General features: G+C 71.1%; 16 protein-coding genes and 1 pseudogene. 9 read left to right on the forward strand and 8 right to left on the reverse strand.

Features of this window, described 5'->3' with window-relative positions; translation table 11 throughout:
• Nucleotides 1–33: 33 nt before the first annotated feature.
• Nucleotides 34–3,165: an AfsR/SARP family transcriptional regulator gene (locus tag ABTY61_RS28845; RefSeq protein ID WP_350508025.1), complete on the reverse strand. Its 3,132-nt coding sequence runs from the start codon at nt 3,163–3,165 to the stop codon at nt 34–36.
• A gap of 942 nt (nt 3,166–4,107) precedes the next feature.
• Between ABTY61_RS28845 and ABTY61_RS28850 the strand changes: the two genes are divergently transcribed.
• On the forward strand, nt 4,108–5,340 hold the full coding sequence (locus ABTY61_RS28850) for a DNA sulfur modification protein DndB (RefSeq protein WP_350508026.1): 1,233 nt from the start codon (nt 4,108–4,110) through the stop codon (nt 5,338–5,340).
• A gap of 212 nt (nt 5,341–5,552) precedes the next feature.
• Here ABTY61_RS28850 and ABTY61_RS28855 read toward each other — a convergent pair whose 3' ends face one another.
• Nucleotides 5,553–6,125 carry a TetR/AcrR family transcriptional regulator gene (locus ABTY61_RS28855; RefSeq protein ID WP_350508027.1) on the reverse strand — a complete coding sequence of 191 codons (573 nt, stop codon included), beginning with the start codon at nt 6,123–6,125 and terminating at the stop codon, nt 5,553–5,555.
• Between the two features lie 66 nt (nt 6,126–6,191).
• On the opposite strand from ABTY61_RS28855, the gene ABTY61_RS28860 reads away from it, so the two are divergent.
• Nucleotides 6,192–7,163 (forward strand): SDR family NAD(P)-dependent oxidoreductase, encoded by a 972-nt coding sequence (locus ABTY61_RS28860; RefSeq protein ID WP_350508028.1) that lies wholly within the window; start codon nt 6,192–6,194, stop codon nt 7,161–7,163.
• Nucleotides 7,164–7,309: 146 nt separating this feature from the next.
• On the opposite strand, the gene ABTY61_RS28865 is transcribed toward ABTY61_RS28860, so the two are convergent.
• Together ABTY61_RS28865 and ABTY61_RS28870 are read right to left on the reverse strand one after the other, a co-directional pair.
• Nucleotides 7,310–8,602 carry a sensor histidine kinase gene (locus ABTY61_RS28865; RefSeq protein ID WP_350508029.1) on the reverse strand — a complete coding sequence of 431 codons (1,293 nt, stop codon included), beginning with the start codon at nt 8,600–8,602 and terminating at the stop codon, nt 7,310–7,312.
• Nucleotides 8,599–9,273, reverse strand: coding sequence for a winged helix-turn-helix domain-containing protein (locus ABTY61_RS28870; RefSeq protein ID WP_350508030.1), 675 nt, complete (start codon nt 9,271–9,273; stop codon nt 8,599–8,601). The genes ABTY61_RS28865 and ABTY61_RS28870 overlap by 4 nt, the downstream gene beginning before the upstream one ends.
• A 233-nt stretch (nt 9,274–9,506) precedes the next feature.
• On the opposite strand from ABTY61_RS28870, the gene ABTY61_RS28875 reads away from it, so the two are divergent.
• The 3 genes and pseudogenes from ABTY61_RS28875 to ABTY61_RS28885 all read left to right on the forward strand — a co-directional run bounded on the left by ABTY61_RS28875 (nt 9,507) and on the right by ABTY61_RS28885 (nt 12,649).
• Entirely contained in the window at nt 9,507–11,456 is a 1,950-nt protein-coding gene (locus tag ABTY61_RS28875; protein ID WP_350508031.1) for a glycoside hydrolase family 9 protein, read from the forward strand.
• A 713-nt stretch (nt 11,457–12,169) separates the two neighbouring features.
• Nucleotides 12,170–12,298, forward strand: a pseudogene (locus ABTY61_RS28880) (helix-turn-helix domain-containing protein); the annotation flags it as partial.
• A gap of 9 nt (nt 12,299–12,307) precedes the next feature.
• Nucleotides 12,308–12,649: a DUF397 domain-containing protein gene (locus tag ABTY61_RS28885; protein ID WP_350508049.1), complete on the forward strand. Its 342-nt coding sequence runs from the start codon at nt 12,308–12,310 to the stop codon at nt 12,647–12,649.
• Between the two features lie 84 nt (nt 12,650–12,733).
• On the opposite strand, the gene ABTY61_RS28890 is transcribed toward ABTY61_RS28885, so the two are convergent.
• The 3 genes from ABTY61_RS28890 to ABTY61_RS28900 all read right to left on the reverse strand — a co-directional run bounded on the left by ABTY61_RS28890 (nt 12,734) and on the right by ABTY61_RS28900 (nt 14,989).
• Nucleotides 12,734–13,132 (reverse strand): Imm50 family immunity protein, encoded by a 399-nt coding sequence (locus ABTY61_RS28890; RefSeq protein ID WP_350508032.1) that lies wholly within the window; start codon nt 13,130–13,132, stop codon nt 12,734–12,736.
• On the reverse strand, nt 13,122–13,655 hold the full coding sequence (locus ABTY61_RS28895) for an Imm50 family immunity protein (RefSeq protein WP_350508033.1): 534 nt from the start codon (nt 13,653–13,655) through the stop codon (nt 13,122–13,124). Before ABTY61_RS28895 ends, ABTY61_RS28890 begins: the two co-directional genes overlap by 11 nt.
• A 107-nt stretch (nt 13,656–13,762) precedes the next feature.
• Entirely contained in the window at nt 13,763–14,989 is a 1,227-nt protein-coding gene (locus ABTY61_RS28900; RefSeq protein WP_350508034.1) for a permease, read from the reverse strand.
• Nucleotides 14,990–15,220: 231 nt separating this feature from the next.
• On the opposite strand from ABTY61_RS28900, the gene ABTY61_RS28905 reads away from it, so the two are divergent.
• The 4 genes from ABTY61_RS28905 to ABTY61_RS28920 are packed head-to-tail and all read left to right on the forward strand — an operon-like array spanning nt 15,221 to nt 18,055.
• On the forward strand, nt 15,221–15,535 hold the full coding sequence (locus ABTY61_RS28905) for a type VII secretion target (protein WP_350508035.1): 315 nt from the start codon (nt 15,221–15,223) through the stop codon (nt 15,533–15,535).
• Entirely contained in the window at nt 15,535–17,133 is a 1,599-nt protein-coding gene (locus ABTY61_RS28910; protein WP_350508036.1) for a hypothetical protein, read from the forward strand. Before ABTY61_RS28905 ends, ABTY61_RS28910 begins: the two co-directional genes overlap by 1 nt.
• Entirely contained in the window at nt 17,130–17,519 is a 390-nt protein-coding gene (locus ABTY61_RS28915) for a hypothetical protein (protein WP_350508037.1), read from the forward strand. The genes ABTY61_RS28910 and ABTY61_RS28915 overlap by 4 nt, the downstream gene beginning before the upstream one ends.
• Nucleotides 17,519–18,055, forward strand: coding sequence for a hypothetical protein (locus tag ABTY61_RS28920; RefSeq protein ID WP_350508038.1), 537 nt, complete (start codon nt 17,519–17,521; stop codon nt 18,053–18,055). The genes ABTY61_RS28915 and ABTY61_RS28920 overlap by 1 nt, the downstream gene beginning before the upstream one ends.
• Here ABTY61_RS28920 and ABTY61_RS28925 read toward each other — a convergent pair.
• Nucleotides 18,042–18,932, reverse strand: coding sequence for a hypothetical protein (locus ABTY61_RS28925; RefSeq protein ID WP_350508039.1), 891 nt, complete (start codon nt 18,930–18,932; stop codon nt 18,042–18,044). The genes ABTY61_RS28920 and ABTY61_RS28925 overlap by 14 nt on opposite strands.
• Nucleotides 18,933–19,135: the final 203 nt, after the last annotated feature.

The raw sequence follows: 19,135 nt of genomic DNA on the forward strand, positions 1-19,135 counted from the left end.
GCGCGAAACCGCGTGAGTCACCGTCAGTCTTCGTCAGCCCTCGTGCGTCAGGGAGTCGCCGGAGCCGGCGGTCAGCTCGGTGGCCTCGGCGAGGACGCGGGCGGTCGACTCGGGGAGCCCGGCGGCCTGGTAGGCGCGGCCGAGGGTGCGCAGGGCGGTGGCGAGGAAGGAGCGCCAGCCGCGGGCGCGCCAGACCAGGACCGACTCCTCGAGGTGGGCGATGGCCGAAGCGTGGTCGCCGGCGGTGAGGTCGAGTTCGCCGAGGATGCCGAGCGCCTGGGCGAGGTGGTGGCCCATGTCGAAGCGCCGGGCGATGGCCAGGGCGGCTTCGGCGGTCGGGCGGGCGCGGGTGTCGCCGGTGGCCGCGTGGATCGCGGCCAGGTAGAGGAGGGAGAAGGCCTCGGCGTAGGAGTCCTGGAGGGAGCGGGCCATGGCGAGTGCGTGGGTGAGCAGTTCCCGTCCGCGTTCCGGTCGGCCGGCCCGTCCGTGGGCGGCGCCCAGGAACTGGATCGCGGTCGCTTCGAAGCGGGTGTTGCCGATCTGCCGTGCCAGTCGCAGGGTCTCGGTGAGGTGCTCGATGGTGCGGTCGAGGTCGCTCTCGCTGTGGGCGACGGCGATGACCTGGTGGGCGCGGGCCCGGCCGCCCGGGTGGTCGTGGGCGGTGGCGAGGTCCAGGGCGCGGTGGGCGGTTTCCAGAGCCTCCTGCTCGTGGCCCTGGGCCGCCAGGCTCCAGGCGGCCAGGACGAGGGCGTCGGCGCTCCCCCGCGGCTCCGGTACCTGTTCGAAGAGGCGCAGCAGGTGGTGGGCGCGGTCGAGCAGCGCGACCATGGTCTGGGTGCCGTCGGCCGGGGTCGTCCAGGTGGTGACCTCGATGAGGCCGCGGGTGAGTACGGCGGCGCCGCGCTGGTCGCCGGCGGCCCGGCAGGCCTGGAGGACGGCGAGGTTGGTGGTGCGCCAGTCGTCGTAGAGCCCGCGGACGTCGCAGTACTTCTCCTGGCAGGCGGCGAGGTCCCAGGCGGCGGGCACCATCTGCTGCCCGGCGGCCTGCCGGGCGCTCGTGTTCAGAGCGGGCTGCTCGGCGTCGAACCAGGCCATCGGGTCGTCCAGGAGCGTGGCCGTGAGGGCGGGCGGCAGTGGGTGGCGGGGCGCAGGTCCGTGGATGGGTGCGAAGCACGGCCCGGGCATCTGTTCGGCGGCCCGCTCGGCCAGCCAGAGCCAGCCGCCGAAGGCCCGTTCGAGGGCGGCGGAGCGTTCAGCGGGGTCGTCGGAGGCCTCGGCGTGTTCACGGGCGTACAGGCGGACGAGGTCGTGGAAGCGGTAGCGCAGGTGCGGTTCCGTTCCGGTTTCCTGGAGGAGTTGGGCGTCGATCAGCTCCTCCAGGTGCTGCTCGGCCTCCGCCACGGGGATGTCGGCCACGGCCGCGGCGGCCCAGGGCGCGAAGTCGGGCGCGTCCAGCAGGCCGAGCAGGCGGAAGGTCCGGCGGACCGGTTCGGGGAGGCGGGCGTGGCCGACGGCGAAGCCGGCCCGCACGGCCAGGTCTCCCGCGGTCAGTTCGTCGAGGCGCCGCCGTTCGTCGCGCAGCAGGCCTGCGAGCCGGGCCAGGGTCCAGCGCGGCCGGGCGGCCAGGCGGGCCCCGGCGATGCGCACCGCCAGCGGTATGCCGCCGCACAGTTCGGCGATCCGGGCGGCGGCCACCGGTTCGGCGGCGACGCGGTGGTCGTCGAGGATGCGGTGCAGGAGCGTCTGCGCGTGGGCGGTGTCGAGCTCGCCGAGGTCGACGAGTCGGGTGCCGGGCAGGGCGGTCAGTGCGGCACGGCTGGTCACGAGGACGGCGGTGCGCGCGGTGGGGCCGACAGCGGTGGGGCCGGCCGGAGTCGGACCGGTCGGGGTGGGGCCGACGGCGGTGGGGCCGGCCGGAGTCGGGCTGGTCGGGGTGGGGCTGGCCGAAGTGGGGCCGGTCGGGGTGGGGCGGGGCGTGGAACGGCCCGGCGAGGAGTGGGTCGGGGGTGCCGGGGTGCCCGGGAGCAGCGGCCTGAGCTGCTGTTCGTCGGCGGCGTTGTCGAGGAGGACGAGGACCCGGCGTCCGGTGAGGAGGGTGCGGTACAGCGCGGAGCGCTCGTCCAGGGAGTCCGGAATCTCCCGGGCATCGGCACCGAGGGCGCGCAGGAAGGCGGCGAGGACGCGGGCGGGGTCGGCGGGCGACGGGTCGGCCCCGCGCAGGTCCGCGTACAGCCGGCCGTCGGGGTAGTCGGCGGCGGCCCGGTGGGCGGCGTGGACGGCCAGTGCCGTCTTGCCGATGCCGCCCATGCCCGTGATCACGGGTACCCGGCCGTCGGCCAGGGTGTCCAGGACGAGCCGGACGTGGTGGCCCCGGCCCGTGAAGTCCGTTAGGTCTCGCGGCAGTTGGGAGGGCACGTGGGATCGGCCGGGCCCCGGTTGCACGCCCTCGCTGCCGTGGGCCAGCAGGGCGAGGAAGACGCTCTGCACCTGCTCGCCCGGCTCGATCCCGAGCTCGTCGGAGAGCCGCCGGCGCAGGGCCTGGAAGCGGCGCAACGCCTCGGCCGCCCGGCCGTCAGCCGCCAGCAGTTGCAGCAGGGCGCCGTGCACGGGCTCGTCGAAGGGGTGCTCCTCGGCGAGCGACGTCAGGGTGGGGAGGGCATTGCGGGGCTCGCCGGTGGCAAGCGAGCCTTGGGCCAGTGACAGCGCTGCGGTACGGACCAGGCCTTCCACGGCCGTCACCAGGGGGTCCTCGCGGTTCACCCGCTCCAGTCCGGCCAGTACCGGCCCGCGGCGCAGCGCGAGCGCCGCGACCAGGGCGTTGTCGGCGGCGAGGGCATTGTCGGCGACCAGGGCGTTGCCGGCGACCAGGGCGCGGAAGCGCCCGAGGTCCACCGCGTCCGGCCGGGTCGCCAGCCGGTAGCCCTGGGCGTCGGACTCCAACGCCACGGTCTCGTCTCCGTACCGCCCGAGCCAGGTGCGCAGCCGGGACATCCCGGTGTGCACCGCGCCGCGACCGATCCGGTCCGCCTGCCCGGCCCAGACCAGTTCCAGCAGGCGCCCGACAGGGAGCTGCTCCCCCTCCGCGAGCAGCAGCGCCCCGAGCAGGCCCCGCAGGACGGTGGCCCTCGGCAGCGGCTGCGGCGTCGAGTCCGCGGCAACGGTCAAGGGCCCCAGCAGGCCGAACGTCATCCTCATTCGCTTCAGTCCCCCCAAAGCTCACGATCACGCTGCGGCCCGACTGGGCCGCCCGGTGGGCAGAGGCCGTCGTCCGCAGCGTGATCATGACATCGGTGCGGGCACCGACTCAACGCGATGAACCACGACATCGTCGACGACATCCGACATGAACTCGGCCAGGGGGAACCCGAGTACAACGACATCCCGTACAAGCTTAGAGCGCGAGTTCGATTCTCATCGCCCACTCCACAAGGAAAGCCGCAGTCAGCGACCTTCGGCTTTCGCGTTGTCTGGACCAATTCGACCCGGCCGTGCCAGATCCGTGCCAGAAGGCCGGTTGGCGCGGTGTGCGGTGGTGAGTGCCGGCTCGTTGCCCTGACTCCTGAGGGTGCGAGCGGCGATCGATGGTGCCAAGGCCACGGGGGGGCGGGTCGTGACCTCGGGCAGAAAGTCGGTGGCCCTGAGGGTGCCGGCGACGGTCGCGGCGGCTCGATTGGCAGCTCGGCGGCGCCGGGGATGGTCGGCGGTTGCAGTAGCCGAGTGCTCTGATCGGCGATCCACGGGTTGGAGTCGGGAAGCCGGGCGAAGTACATCGGTTTACGTCAGGCGAGCCGGGGTCGGAGCGATGCCCCTCGAAGCTTCCGGCCGTTTCGGATCTTGTGGTCCATACCGCCCCATCGACCCGGGGTGTCGCGAAAGCCGCTGGAAATCATGCTTTGGCGGTTGCCGCGGTCAGCGGATAGGCGCTTGATTTCCGTCCGCAGCTTCCTGAAAGGCATGTCCAATGCCGCCGCAGTAGGCAGCTCCTGATCTGCGGTGTAGCCAAGTGGCCAGTCACTCAACCTCAGTTGACGGGCTGACGTCCAGTCAGCTAGCGTCCTGCGCCATGGCAGGGGCGTCACAGCGGCGCCCGCGCCGGGGAGGAAACCCGTGTCCATCACCACGTTCACGAAGCCGATAACCACCGGCTTCCCCATCGACCTCTCGGTCGTCCGCGAGGGCGTCATGGTGAATGCCGTCATCGACGGCGAGAACCTGCTCCACCTCGTCAATGACCCGGCCAAGGTCGAGGAGGACGCCAAGCGCGCCGTGAAGGCCGGCTATGAGATCGACCCCTACGCCCGCCTGCGCGCGGAGGTGCAGCGCCCCATCGGCACGGCGGGCAGCAAGAAGGCCAAGAACGTCGGCGAGTACGCGGACTACATCGCGGCCGGTCTGCGCGGGGACTTTGACAGCGCGTGGTCGGTACCGCAGATCACCCTCTGGTCCCCGCGTCCGCTGCGCCAGGACGAGAGCGGCAAGTGGCACCTGCCGATCCGTGACGGCCTCATCGCCCTCGACGCCGAGACCCAGGTCACGGCGCTGCACCGGATCAGGAAGAACCCGGCGGCGTACGACCTGGAGGACTTCGACTTCGGCGAGCTGAAGCTCTCCATCGAGATCTTCCACGGCATCAGCGTCATGGCTGCCCGGCAGATCTTCCACGACCGCAACCTGAAGGGCGTCCCGGTCGACAAGTCCCTGGCCATGTCCATGGACGGCCGCGACTTCGGCACCACGGTGACGCGAAAGCTGATGGAGTCGCTGACCGTGCCGCTCGGCGAACGTACGGCTCCGCTGTCCAGCCTGATCCTCACTGGCAAGCGGCAGGTGTCGGACAAGGCCCCGGAGTGGATGACGATGTCTGTTCTGCGGACGCTCATTTCCACGGCCATGCTCGGCAAGGCCGGCATCCACGCCGCCTCGACCGGCATCGAGTACGAGGACATCCCCGTCGACGGCAACAACAGCCGCCCCGACCAGGCCGTCGTCCAGCGCGAGATCATGGAGACGGTCGGCGACTTCCTGCAGCAGAACGCCGAGCTGTTCCACGCCAAGACCGCCATCACCGCTCCTGCCGTCGTGGCCGGCCTCGGTGCGACCATGAACCGCACCATGCCCTGGTCCACCGACCCGATGCCCGAGGGCGTCACCCTGGAAGCCCTCCTGGAGAACGTCCAGTGGGAGCGCGAGGCGAAGTACTGGAGCGGCATCGCGGCCAAGCCGACGCACACGGGCAAGGTCAGCTGGGCCGGTGGCGCCCGCGACTCCGGCCACAAGGTCTACGACGCGCTGAACAATCCTGACAGTGACGCCGGCATGCAGATCCGCGGCCGCTTCTAGCTCGCAGGTAGCGACGGCCCCTCCCCAATCGCAGTGGGGAGGGGCCGCTCGGCATTTTTGCACGGTGGTACCGGGTATTGGCATGTCTTGCTCCGTACCGACGGAGCACCCGGCCCAGAAGCCCACACAGGCGATGAGCCACTGGCGGACCCGGCGGCATGAGCGCGAGGGCCGGAGGTGCCGACTCCGGGTGTGCGGCGTGCCGCTTGTCTTCAGTGCACCAGGAGTGCGATGGCGACCTTCAGGCGTTCGAGGTAGAACTCCCGCGACGCGGCCTGGTGCTTGAGGCCGATCGATGTGCTGATCATCGTCTGTGCGACGGGGGTGGCCCTCTGCCGGCCTGAGTCGACGGCGATCGCCTCCGTGATCAGCTCCTCGAAACGCCGTGGGGCGGCCTGTGCGATCTCTCCGAGGAGGTCGGGGTTGTCCTCGACGAGCACGGCGACATCGCGGGCCAGCGGGCCGACGTAGCGGCCCGCCCATCGGTCGAAGGCTTCGAGGAGACGCTGCGGAAGAGGGCGGTCGACATCGGCGAGAACGTGTTCGACCGCCGCGATGTCGCGTTCCAGGGCCTGGGTGACCGCGGCGCGGAACAGGGCCTCCTTCGAGGAGAAGAGGAAGTAGAGCCCTGGGCGGGAGATGTGTGCCGCCCGCGCCACTTCCTCCATCGAGGTCTTCCGGTAGCCGAATCGAGCGAACGTGGCCAGGGCGGAGTCCAAAACCGTGGTCCGACGGTCGGTATCGGTGGTCGGCGACGCCAGAGGGCCGGCCTCGGGGCTGCTCATGGGGCGATCGTAGGGGGCGGGAGTCTCGCTATACAAGTTCAGTCAAGTGTGTATAGCCTCGGCGCCATGACCGCTCGCGAACCTCTCGCCACGTCGTTCACCGCCTCCACCACGGCCGCCGAGGTGGTGCGGGGCGTCGACCTCACCGGTGTCCGGGCGATCGTGACGGGAGCCTCCTCCGGAATCGGGATCGAGACGGCTCGCGCGTTGGCCGCAGCCGGGGCACTGGTGACGCTCGCCGTGCGGAACACGGCAGCGGGTGACGCCGTCGCCGCGACGATCGAGCGCTCGACCGGGGGGATCCGCCCAGGGGTTCTCCGGCTGGACCTCGCCGACAGGGCCGGCGTCACGTCCTTCGTCGACGCGTGGAGCGGCCCGCTCCACCTGCTGGTCAACAACGCGGGCGTGGTCACCGGCGGCCTCGAACGAACCCGCGAGGGCTGGGAGTTGCAGTTCGCGACAAACCACCTGGGTCACCTCGCACTCGCCATCGGCCTGCACGGCGCCCTGGCCCTCGGAGCGTCGGACCGCGGCGGGGCACGGATCGTCTCGGTCAGTTCGACGGCGCACATGCGTTCCGGTATCGACTTCGACGACCTCCACTTCGAGCGGCGCGACTACGACCCGCAGATCGCCTACGCCCAGTCGAAGACGGCGAACTCCCTGTTCGCCGTCGAGGCGACCCGCCTGTGGGAGTCCGACGGCATCGTCGCCAACGCGGTGAACCCCGGTGGTGTCGCAACGGGTCTGCAGCGCAACTTCACCGCGCGGCAGAAGCAGTCACTCGCCGCGGCCGAGGCCGCCGGGGTCTTCACGTACAAGACGCTCCAGCAGGGAGCCGCCACCACCATGGTCGCGGCCGTCGCCCCGCAGTTCGCCCACTCCGGAGGCCACTACCTCGACGACTGCCAGGAGGCCTACACCGTGCCGAACGACGCCGACCTCGCGCAACATCCGCACGGCGTCAAGGAGTGGGCACTCGATCCCGTTCTCGCCGAGCGCCTCTGGGCGGTCTCGACCGGCCTGCTCAAAGCCTGACCCACGGCACCGCGCGCCCGACTTCCGGGCGGCGACGAGCCGGCCACCCCGGATTCCGCGGAAGCCAGGCCCACTGAGAATCCCGCGTTGAGCTCTCTCACTCCACCTGGCAGTCCTGCCGCCCACCACAAGATCCACGGACAGACTCAACGCGACGGGACAGGTACGGTGCGGGTGGCGCCGGCTCGGGTGTTGGCGTACTGGGGCAGCAGCAATTCGGCCAGTGCCCCGCCGCCGGGGGCCGGGGAGAGCCGGGCGGTGCCGCCGTGGAGTTCGGCCACCCAGCGGACGATGGCGAGGCCGGTGCCGGTGCCGGTGCTCGCAGGCCCGGTGACGCGGCGTTCGAAGACCCGGGTGCGGTCCTCGGCGGGGATGCCGGGGCCGTGGTCCCGTACGGCGATGCGGCCGGGGGTGACGCTCACGTCGACCGGGGTGCCGCCGCCGTGGCGCAGCGCGTTCTCGACGAGGTTGCGGACGGCCTGGGCGAGCAGTTCGGGGTCGCCGTTGACGATGGCGGCTTCGGTGGTGAGCGTGATGCCGCTGTGGTCGGGGAGTTCCTCGACGGTCTGTTCGACGAGCTGGTCGAGCCGTAGCGGGGTCAGCTCGATGTCCTGGGTGCCGGCTTCGACGCGGGCGCGGGCCAGCAGGCCGGTGACCAGGCGGCCCAGGCGGTCGACCAGCCGGACGGCCTCGGCCAGGGCCTCCGGTGCCCGGGCCGGTGTGGTGCTGCCGTTCTCGACCACCAGCCGCAGGGTGGCCAGCGGGGTGCGCAGTTCGTGGGCCGCCTCGGCGAGGAACTGTTCCTGCTGTTCGAGTCCCCGCAGGGCGGGTCGCATGGCCCGCCCGGACAGGAGGTGGCCGACGGCGGCGGCGGCCAGCACCAGGGCCGTGCAGCCCGTAGCCAGCCAGTGCAGCAGTCGGGTGTGGGCGGCCAGGCTCGGGGCGGGGTCGGCGCCGACCAGGACGGCGGCGTCGATCCTGTCGTTGTCCCAGATCGGGGCCGCGGCCCACTGGTATTCCCGGCCGTCGACGTCTGCGCTGACCAGGATGGTCTCCTGGTCGTGCTGGACCTGCTGCCAGATCTCGTCCAGCGCCGCCTGGCCGGGCAGGGCGGTGGGGGAGTCGCGTGCGTAGCGGATCTGCGGCCGGGTGTGGTCGGGTGCCTGGAGGACGCCGAGATTTTCGGCGCTGCGGGCCAGGTCGTCCTCCGGCAGCGCGTCGAGGTGCAGGACGCCGCCGTCGTAGTACAGCGTGCGGGCGAGCCCGTCCGCCCGGTGGCTGATGCCGTTGTCGAGCTCGTCCGTCCGAGACCGGCCGTCGGTGCGCACCGCGATGACGGCGAGCACCAGCAGGCAGGCGGCGGTGGTCGCGGCGAACAGCAGGGTCATCGCCCAGCGGGCGCGGTGCAGGCGCGCGACGGCGGGAGTGCGCGGCGTCACAGGCCCGGGGCCTGCTCGTCGATGCGGTAGCCGACACCGCGCACCGTCTCGATGAGTTCGGGCGGGCCCAGTTTGCGGCGCAGTTGGCCTATGAGGACGTCGACGACGTTGGAGAGTGGTTCGGCCTGCTCGTCCCAGCAGCGTTCGATGAGGTCGGTGCGGGTGACGACCTCGCCGGCCCGCAGCATCAGGACCTCCAGGACCGAGAACTCCTTCGCGGTGAGGGTCAGGAGCACGCCCGCTCGCCGGACCCGGCGGCGCGGCAGGTCGAGTTCCAGGTCGCCGACGCGCAGCTGGGGCAGTCGTGCGGGCTGGCCGCGGCGGCACAGGGTGCGTACTCGGGCGCTGAGTTCGGCGAAGGCGAAGGGTTTGACGAGGTAGTCGTCGGCGCCGTGTTCGAAGCCGGCCACGCGGTCGGTGACCGCGTCGAGGGCGGTGAGCAGGAGGACCGGCAGGGTGGAGCCCCGCCTGCGCTGGGCGGCGAGGAGGGTGAGCGCGTCGCCGTCGGGCAGGGTGCGGTCGGCGATGAGGCAGTCGTAGGTGTTGACCGCGAGCTTGAAGTCGGCGTCGGCGAGATCGCCGGCGAAGTCGACGGCGAAGCCGGCTTCGCGCAGGCCTCTGATGATCACGGGGCCGAGTTCGGGGTCGTCCTCCAGGACAAGTACGCGCATGACGGGCGAGCCTACTGGGTCGAAAAGGGCACGAACGCCGCTGTAGCGGTGGTTGCCGTGTTATGTCCGAGCAGTGCCCGACGGCCCGGTGTCGTCACGCCGCTGCCGGGCGCAATCCCGGTGTGAGGACCGGGTGCCTGTGCCGTCGGAGGGCTGGGGAAGCGGGGTGCTGCGGGCGGGTCTGCCGCGGCTTCCTCATGTTGGCCTCATGGGCCGGCTGACAGTGTGCGGGCATGGCAAAGATTCGTCCCCGCGTCATCGGCATCACCGCCGCAGGTCTGGCCGCTACGGTCGTCGCGGTCTTCTGCGTCCAGTCCGCACGAGGATCGGACGCCCTGGCGGGAGCACCCCGCGCAGAGGTCCGCGTCGACCAGGTCGGTTACACGCCCGGCGAGACCAAGCAGGCCTACCTCATGACCTCGGTCCCCCTGACCTCAGCGTCCTTCCGGGTGCGTGACTCATCGGGAAAGGAGGTGCTGAGCGGCAGGGTCGGAGCCTCCACCGGCCGGTGGAACGACACCTACCGGGCCGTTCACGTCCTGGACCTGTCCGGCCTGACCGAGCCCGGCGACTACCGGGTGGAGGTGTCCGGGCGCGTCAACGCGGTCTCGCCGCAGTTCCACATCGCTCCCGCCGGTGAACTGTTCGGCAAGCTCATCCAGGACAACGTCGGCTTCTTCCAGGCCCAGCGCGACGGAGCCGACGTCGTCCCCACCAAGCTGCGTCGCCGGCCCGCCCACCTCGCGGACCGCCAGGCCACCGTCTACGACACCCCCGCCTACGGCGACGACGAGAAGGTCCTGACCGCGCCCCTCAAGCCGGTCGGCGGCCCGGTCGACGTCTCCGGCGGCTGGAACGACGCCGGCGACTTCCTCAAGTTCACACACACCGCCTCCTACTCCACCGCCAGTCTCCTGCTCGCGCAGCGGACCACAGCCACCGGCGGTAAGGAGCTGGCCGCCGAGGCCCGCCACGGGCTCGACTGGCTCGACAAGATGTGGGACGACAAGTCCCGCACCCTCTACGTCCAGGTCGGCCTCGGCAAGGGCGACACCGACGACGGCTCCGGCAAGATCCGCTCCGACCACGACGACTGGCGCCTGCCCGAGGCCGACGACGCCCTGCAGGTCAAGCCCGGCGACCCGAACTACATGATCAAGCACCGCCCGGTCTTCCGCGCGGCACCCCCCGGCAAGCCCATCAGCCCCAACCTCGCCGGGCGCGTGGCCGCGACCTTCGCCCTGGCCGCACAACTGGACGCCGCCGACAACCCCGAGCGGGCACATGAGGAGCTGGAGAAGGCCGCGCACGTCTACGCGCTCGCCGACACCACCCCCGGCGACCAGCTCGTCACCGCCTTCCCGCACAGCTTCTACCCCGAGGCCTCCTGGCAGGACGACATGGAATTCGGCGCCACCGAGATGGCGCTGGCCGCGCAGGCCCTCGACGACAGCCGGGCGGCCGGCTGGACCAAGCAGGCCGGCCACTGGGCCAAGCAGTACATCGCCTCCGACACCCTCGGCACCCTCGGACTCGGCGACGTCAGCGCACTCGCGCACGCCGACCTCGCCAAGCTCCTCGACTCCGGCGTCCAGAGCACCGAGGCCACCCGCGGCGACCTCGTCGCCGACCTCAAGCGCCAGCTCGACGACGGCAGCTCCCGCGCCGCCAAGGACCCCTTCCGGGCCGGCGCCGTCTACACCGACTTCGACTCCGTGCCCCACACCTTCGGCCTGGCCGCCACCGCCCAGCTGTACAAGCGCGTGACCGGCGACTCCCACTACGACGCGTTCGCCACCCGGCAGCGCAACTGGACGCTGGGCGCCAACGCCTGGGGTTCCTCCTTCGTCATCGGAGCCGGCAGCACCTTCCCGCACTGCCCCGAACACCAGCCCGCCAACCTCGCCGGCGACCTGACCGGCGAAGGCGACATCCTCCGGGGCGGTGTCGTCAACGGCCCCAACGCGGCTGAGAAGCTCAAGGACCTCAACTCCTTTCCCGGCATGCGCAAGTGCCCGACCGACGACGGCAACCCCTTCGCCGAGTTCGACGGCCGCGGCAGCGGCTTCATGGACCATGTAGGTGCCTGGCAGACCGTCGAATCCGCGGACGACTTCACCGCCACCGCACTGCTCTCCTTCACCCTCTCCGCCGCCACCGACCCCGAGACCACCCGCAGCTGACACCAAGCAACACGCCACCGCACACGGGACAAGCCGATGTAAGGCCGCGGCGAGCCGATCCGGCCCCATGCGCAACCGCATCGGTGAATGTCGCCGCGTCGAAGCCGTAGACGGCGAGTCCCGCGCACGACGGCCGGCGTGGCCGCACTCCGCCGGACGGAGTTCATCACCATCGCGTTCGACCAAGAGTCCGGGGAAGCCCCCGACCGACCAATCCGGCCCTTCCGCCGCCCCGCCGCCCCCACTGGGGCATCGGCGGGGCGGTGCCGTCCCCGGACCGCGGAGCTCCGCGAAGACGCCGTGGCCGAGCGCTTCCGGTGAGCGGAGCGGTGATTGGCAGGTCGAACATCGCAACCGCTGGCGCCGGTACTGGCGGTCCCGGTTGGATGAAGGCTTTCTCAAGGCTGGTGGGCTGGACTGCGATGTTGAGGCGCGGGGCTTTCGGGCGACGAATCCGGAGTGACCACGGCTCTGGATCGTGGTTGGTCAGCTCATGGGAGACACAGGCAGTCGGGCGGGCGTACCACCGCCGCGGGACGCAAGTGCCCGTCGGGTGATGATGGCGGGCAGCATCGAAGTCAGGCGGGGAGCCCGATTGTCGGCCTCCGGCCGGACGGATCCGGCGCGTGCCAGATCCGTGCCGGAACGGGCGGAGAACGGCGGGCAGCGGTGGTCCGCGTCGGGTGTCCGGCGGGCTGGTTGCGCTGATATTGGTGCAGGTCAGGAGTGCTTGTGGGCCCGAACGCCCAAAGATTCGACGGCTCCGGGGACTCGCGAACAAGTCCACGGAGGACGCTGCCGGGGCCCTCAGGTGCTCCCGCGCGAAGATCAGCCGGATAGAGACCGGCTCGGTGTGGTGGCACGACTACGGCGACACGGTTCCACCCGCGTTCGCAGACTTCCTCGACCTGGAAGGCGCAGCCAAGTACATCCAAACGTGGCAACCCCTGGTCATCCCAGGCCTCTTGCAGACCGAGGGCTACACCCGGGCAGTACTGGAGGCGAACCCCGCCGCCGTCCGCCCGGAGCGCATCGATCAGCTGGTCAATTGCGTGGAGACCGGGTCCATCCTTGCTGGTGGAATGGCCGTCCGCGACTCCAAAGACCCCAGCGGCCCGGCGCTCGCCTTCCCCGCCGACGCGTGGAGGGGCTTCATCACCGCCCTCAAGACCGGCGAACTCCCCACCACCTGAACACCCCCGCGCGAGAAGTCGGCCCGGCCGACTTCTCGTGCAGGGGCGTTGCTGCCGAGAACGGTCAGCTGCCCGACCCTGAGCTCACTCTGCCCGGCTGGCCAGCAAGCCGGTCGGGGGCTCGGCGCGGATCTCGGCGGCCCGGAAGGACAGGTGCTTGCCCCGGCCGCCGAGCACGACCCGCTTCCCCGCGAGGGTGGCCGTGGTCGTGGGCCAGCCGGACCAGGCGTCCACTTCGAAGTCCGTCACCCCGAGGCACACCAGCACGAACCCCACCGCATTGTGGCGCCGCTCCTCCCACAGGTCCACGGCCCCGGCCGGGACGCCGAAGGCGAAGAACCTCAGAGTGACCGAGGCCTCGCGCTCGTCGACCAGAACGGAGGTCAGCTCGTACGCACTCAGCGGTGGCGGCGGGCTGCCGAGTACCGCCCGGACCGTTTCGGGGCTGGTCAGCTCGGCGGACCAGTCCTGATCACCACTCATAGAAGGCCTTCGCGGTCGTGGGCGGCAGCACCTGGTCCGGGTTCAGGCGCTGGTCGAGCCGGCTCTCGAACCACCTCCGGGCCGTGTAGGGATCCGCCGCACCGGACGACCGGTAGGCGTTGAGGTGCCCGGCCTTGAGCGCCGCGTGCGCGGTGAACTCCAGCGAGAACCCCGAGCCGCTCACCGCGACCGCGATCCGCCACTCCCGGCCCTCGACGAACGGGGCGAGCCGCACATCGACCACGGTCCCGTCGGGAACGCCCCGCATCCGGAGGTCCTCCCCCACACCCATGAACTCGATCTGCGCCTCGAAGCGGTCGCACCCGGCCTCCACCCAGCCCGCCGGCGCCAGGTCCGGGAAGCGCGGGAACTCGACCCGCAGCCTCACCCCGGCCCCGTACGGGCTCAACTGCACCGATCTGAGCACCAGGTGCTCCAGGGGCGGCAGGTCGGAACGATCGGAGTAGACCGCGGTCAGCCGCTCGGGGCCGACCAGGAGCTCCGGCCACGCGCCGGCTGACATGGCTGCTCCCTCCGCTCCCGGTGCTTCGCCGGGATGATACGCCAGTACTGCACGATGGCCATGCCACACCGGGGGTTGATCGCAGCAGGGGGAATCGTGCGGACTCCTCAATGGTGGCCGTCGTGGCCCTCGTGGCCGTGGCGGTCGTCGTGGTCGTGGTGGTCGTGGTGGTCGTGGTGCTGGTGGCCCGCGTGAACGTCCGCCTCCGGGGGGCCGCCCATCATGCGGAGCATCGCGGCGCCGCCGGTGCGGAGGAAGCGGAGGAGCAGCCCCGCGGCCAGGAGCAGGAAGGCGATGTTGAGCCAGGTGGTGTAGTTCCACGCCACGCCCGCCATCGGGATCTCGGCGTCGCGCTGGTTCGGCACCAGCCCCAACCCGCCGAAGAGGAACTCCACCACGTACCCGGCCGCCACCATCGCCGCGTAGAACGTGCCGAGCAGGAACAGGGCCATCCGCGCCCCGTAGTACTTCCGGTAGATGTTGAGGATCGGCAGGATCAGCAGGTCCGCGAAGATGAACGCGACCACTCCGCCGAAACTGATGCCGCCCTTCCAGAGCACCACCGCCAGCGGCACGTTGCCGATCGAGCAGACGAAGGACGCCATCGCGACCAACGGCCCGACCAGCGGGCCCCACAGCTTCCCGGCCAGGGGGTGGTCGGCGAAGAAGAAGGCCTGCCAGAAGGAGTCGGGGACCCAGGCGGCGATGGCGCCGGCGATCAGCAGCCCGATCACCAGGTCCTTGAGGATGGCGGTCCACTCCATCACGAACACGTGGGCCACCGAGGTGAGGCCCCGCGCGGAGAGCAGCCGGCGGGTGAAGGAGCCCTCGCCGGCCACCGACATGTCCATCGCCGCATGCCCCTCCATCGACCCGGCCCGCCCGAACTCGGCTTGCTCTCGGGCCTCCTGGAGCAGCCGGTCGCGCAGCAGCAATCGGAAGAGCAGCGCGAGCAGCAGGATCATCACCGGTCCGCCGATGAACTCCGCCGCCGTGAACTGCCAGCCCAGCAACAGGGCGAGGATCACGCCGAGTTCGACCACCAGGTTGGTCGAGGCGATCTCGAAGGCCATCGCCGCCGTGAAGTCCGCCCCCTTGCGGAACAGCGAGCGGGCCAGCGCGACTGCCGCATAGGAACAGGACGAGGACGCCGCGCCCAGCGCGGAGGCGACGGCGAGGGTGCGCGGGCGGTCGTCGCCGAGCAGCCGCACCACCGTTGCCTTGTGCACCACTGCCTGGACGACGGCGGAGAGCAGGAATCCGAGGATCAGCGCCCAGGTGATCTGCCAGGTCATCGATCCCGCAATGGACAGCGCGTGCAGGATCGCGTGCATGGTGGTCCGCCTTCCTCAGTCCCGACCGGGGCGAACGTATACCCATACGGGGTATGAAGGAACCACGCCGCGCTGACCCCGCCGGCCGACCGGCCGGATCGACCGGCCGGGTGGGCCGGATGGGCCGGATGGGCCGAACCGCAACCACGCCTCCCCCGGCAACGTCTATGCTCGTCGATCGTGCTCGCTCGATCACGGCGAGCAAGGGGGCTTCATGGGGGAGACCTGCTGGTGACCGACAAACTGACGGAGTACACGGTCCAGCCCGACGCGCTGGACGGCGTGGCCACCGCACTCGCCAACGTCGCGGCTGACCTCTCGTCGGCCGACCTGGCCTACCTCGGCCAGGTGACCTACGACGCCAGCGCCTTCGGCGAGTTCGGGATGGACCAGGCGTGGTCGTCCTTCGACGGCAACTGGTCGAAGGAACTGCACATCACCCAGCGCGCCGTGACCGAGCTGGCGCAGAAGGTGTCCAGGACCAGCGGCAACTACCGCGCCGCCGAGGCCAAGGCCGCCTCCTCCATGACCCCTGCGCGCGCCTGATGAGCAAGGTCACCGACCTCAAACAGGCCCAGCAGGCCATCAATGCGATCCAGCCCCTCGGCGGCAGCGCCGAGTTGGTGAAGGCGATTCAGAAGGCACTGGCCGTCCCCGGACCGGCCGGCAACCCGGACACCGTGAGCGACCGGGCCCGGGACTACGCGAAGGCCGCGAAGGCCTACGCGAAGGCGTCCACCGACATCGGCACGGTCGCGACCACCAAGTTGCCGGCCGCCTGGACCGGCGCCGTCGCCGAACACGCCACCCAGGCCGTCCGGGCGCTGGCGAACGAACTCGACAACTCGAAGAAGACCTTGGAGGTGGGCTCCTCCTGGCTGGTCTTCTGGGCATGCGACCTGGGGCTGGCCCAGAGCTACGACAGATCCGGCGTGGACCTGCTGAAGGAGGCGCTGAAACTCGCCACCTTCAGTCCAGTCGCCGCTCCCGGCCTCGAGGATGCCCGGGCCGGGGTCGAGTGGCGGATCAAGGGTGCCGAACTGGCGCAGACCAGCGGCACCCGCACCGCGAGCATGCTCAACCAACTCGCCGCCCGGGCCCGTACCGAGCGTGCGGGGCAGGGGAACGGGATCGACCCGCTCGCCGCGATGATCCTGGCCAACGAGAAGGGACCGGGCGGCTCCAACGACGGCGACTACATCCTGACGCCCAACCAGCTCGACCGCGCGAACCTGTTCCTGGCCGGACTCGGCGCCGACGACCAGGCCCGGTTCCGGGGCATGCTGTCCGGCGCCAGGTCGCCCGAGGAGGCCGCCTACCTCTGGAAGGCCCTCGCCGCAGGTCACACGCTGAGCGAGGTCGAGCAGTTCGGAGCCCTGATCCACCCGCATGGCGACGACCCGAACTGGCTGGCCCAGCACCTGGTCCCGGCCCTCCGTTCGGACGATGCCGGCCGGGAATCCACCAGCGAGGTCACCGGCCTCCACTACCTGGGCAAGGAAGTCCCCGCGCCAGGCCGGGGGCTCGGCGGTGACGGCATGGGCTCCTACAGCCAGGGCGGCGTCGGCGACTGCGTCGCCGCCTCCACCGTGGTCGCCGCACTCAAACTGGACCCGGTCACGATGCTCCAGGTGACCACCGGCAACACGCCCGAGGCGCCGGGAGCGGACTCGTCGGCCAACTTCGAGCGCCGGCTCCAACAGCTCTACATCTCGCAGTACCAGCAGGGCCAGGCGGCCAACGGCGACCAGAAGATCTACCCGCAGTCCAACGGCGGGGTCGGGCCGAAGGGGAACACCTTCCTCGCCAACCAGAACCTCGGAAGGGCGACCGGCGAGACCTACGAATACGTCGACCTCGGCACCGAGGACGACCGACGGGCAGCCGTCGCCCGGATCGAGAAGGCCGTGGACGAGGGCAAACCCGTGCCGTTCTGCGCCCTCGACCCCACCGACAAGGACAAGCCCAAGGCCCACCAGATGGTGATCATCGCCCGGGACGGCAACCGACTGCAGGTCTACAACCCCTGGGGCCGGTCCGAGTGGGTAACGGAGGACCAGTTCATCCACAGTCAGGTCAACGCCGGCCGCCTGACGGACGACGCCGCCATCAACATGCCCTACGGCGCGGAGCTGCCGAAATGACCAACGTCCTCCCGGACGCCGAACTGATGACCGGCTACGACGTCGAGGCCGCCCTCACCCGCGGACTGCTGATCGACGGCACCCCGCGCCGGGTACTCTTCGGCGAGGCCGCGATCGCCGCCTCCTACCAGGCCGAAGCCCTGCACATCGGGCCGTACCCGCTGGGCTTCCTGGCCCAGTACGTCCGCGCCGGCGGCTTCGCCGCCGCGCTCGACCTGCCCGAGCCGGTGATCGGCCGCGAGGCGGGCGAGCTGGTCCGCGGCTGGCTGCGCGCAGCTGCGGCCGGCGGGGCGGACCTCCGGCGTGAGGTCCTGTTCGCCCGCTGGCTGGCCGAGGTCGCGCTGCTCATCAGCATGCGTCGCGAGGCCCGGCAGGAGGGCGACTGATGCGCCGAATCGTCATCACCAACGCGGTGGCACTCCTGGCTGCCGCGCTGCTGGTCGTCTCCTACCTGGACGGCTGGTGGTCCGACTCCGACTCGGCCACCTCTGCCACCTCGGCCACCACCACTGCCGCCACCGCCACCGCCACCCGGCCGGAGACGGAGGTAGCCCTTCCGCCCGTTTCGACCGCCTGGGACGCCACAGAGCCGTACCCGCCCAGCACGGTGACCCTCGCGGTCGGGCAGCGGCTCGGTGTCAGAACCACGGGGGGCGCCATGCCGAAGCTCTGGTACCTCGACTCGACCGGCGACGGCGCCGTGCTGCAGAGCGGCCCGGACTTCGTCATCACCCCCTGCTCGACGAATCCGCCCGCGCCCGGCTGCGCCCCGGAGTTCGACCAGACCTTCACCGCCCTGGGGCCCGGGACCACCACGCTGACCTGGGCGTTCGGCAGTGCGTGGGCCTGCCGGCCCGACGCACCGGACCGTGCGGAGTTGAGGTGCGACGTCACCAAGAGCATCCAGGTCACCGTCCACTGACGCCCGGCTGCCGCTCCCCTTCGGTCAGGGTGCGCCGGACGGCGGCGCGGATGCCCGGTTCGAGGTGGCGGGCCCAGGCCGGGTCGGGCTCGCCACGGAGGCGGGCGCAGCGGGCGAGGGCGTGGGCGAACTGGTCGGGAGTGAGGTAGCCGAGGCGGTGGACGGGGTCGTCGGAGGCCGCGCCGTTGAGCATCCGGCCGGCGAGGTCGCCCATGGGGAGGACGGAGAAGCCGCGCCGGGCGGTGGCGTAGCTGTACGCGGCGTTGGCGGTGAGGACGCCCATGCCGAGGTAGACCGTGACCAGGTCGGTCAGCTTCTCCTCGTCGGCGACGGGCCAGGAGGCCCGGAGGCGTCCTTCGGAGACCAGGCGCAGGTGGCCGAGTTCGTGGGCGATGAGCGCGGCGAGGTCGGCAGGACGGTCGGCGTACTCGAGGTCGAGTTCGATGACGTCCCGCCCGTCGGCGCGGTGGTAGCTGCCGACCGTCCGGCGCTTGCCGCCGTCCTGGTCGAGGGCGCCGGCGGCGGACAGCCGGAGGTCGACGTGCCAGGTGTCCGCGCCCATCACGGCGCCGACGCGGTCGACCAGCTCCAGGATGCGGGCCCGCTGGTAGCGCCCGGTCAGGGCGGCCAGGTCGGCCGGGAGGAACTCCGCTGTCGGCAGGGCGAATTCGCGCCGCACGGCCTGTTCCCCGAACTCGGCCGCGCACCAGCGGAGGCACTTGTCGACCCAGGACCGCCCCTTGGCCGTCTCGCGGTCGTCGGCGGGTTCCGGGCCCGATACGGAACCGGGTGTTCGCGTCCAGGGTTTGACCTCGTCGAGGTCGATCGGATGCGGCGTACGCCTCCCGGGCTGCTCGCCTCCGAAGATCCATGACATGCCGGACATCCCCCCGTAAAGCTGTCGCACTCCCCTACCGGTCACTGTAGACGGGACGGGTCCGTCGGACGACGAGCCGCCCGCACACCACTCCAGGTACCCTAGGGGGGTATAGTATGTTCATCATCGAAGCAGCCGCCCGGGCCACTCCGGCAGGCCTCGAATTCATTGACGAACAACTGCACTTGACGACAGGAGCACAG

The organism is Kitasatospora sp. NPDC096128, assembly GCF_040303105.1.
Classification (GTDB): Bacteria; Actinomycetota; Actinomycetes; order Streptomycetales; family Streptomycetaceae; genus Kitasatospora.

Excerpts from the sequence above, each read along its gene's own strand:
- ABTY61_RS28855 (WP_350508027.1), bottom strand. The coding sequence starts at position 6,125 with ATGAGCAGCCCCGAGGCCGGCCCTCTGGCGTCGCCGACCACCGATACC.
- ABTY61_RS28860 (WP_350508028.1), top strand. The coding sequence starts at position 6,192 with ATGACCGCTCGCGAACCTCTCGCCACGTCGTTCACCGCCTCCACCACG.
- ABTY61_RS28870 (WP_350508030.1), bottom strand. The coding sequence starts at position 9,273 with ATGCGCGTACTTGTCCTGGAGGACGACCCCGAACTCGGCCCCGTGATC.
- ABTY61_RS28875 (WP_350508031.1), top strand. The coding sequence starts at position 9,507 with ATGGCAAAGATTCGTCCCCGCGTCATCGGCATCACCGCCGCAGGTCTG.
- ABTY61_RS28890 (WP_350508032.1), bottom strand. The coding sequence starts at position 13,132 with ATGAGTGGTGATCAGGACTGGTCCGCCGAGCTGACCAGCCCCGAAACG.
- ABTY61_RS28895 (WP_350508033.1), bottom strand. The coding sequence starts at position 13,655 with ATGTCAGCCGGCGCGTGGCCGGAGCTCCTGGTCGGCCCCGAGCGGCTG.
- ABTY61_RS28900 (WP_350508034.1), bottom strand. The coding sequence starts at position 14,989 with ATGCACGCGATCCTGCACGCGCTGTCCATTGCGGGATCGATGACCTGG.
- ABTY61_RS28910 (WP_350508036.1), top strand. The coding sequence starts at position 15,535 with ATGAGCAAGGTCACCGACCTCAAACAGGCCCAGCAGGCCATCAATGCG.
- ABTY61_RS28915 (WP_350508037.1), top strand. The coding sequence starts at position 17,130 with ATGACCAACGTCCTCCCGGACGCCGAACTGATGACCGGCTACGACGTC.
- ABTY61_RS28920 (WP_350508038.1), top strand. The coding sequence starts at position 17,519 with ATGCGCCGAATCGTCATCACCAACGCGGTGGCACTCCTGGCTGCCGCG.
- ABTY61_RS28925 (WP_350508039.1), bottom strand. The coding sequence starts at position 18,932 with ATGTCATGGATCTTCGGAGGCGAGCAGCCCGGGAGGCGTACGCCGCAT.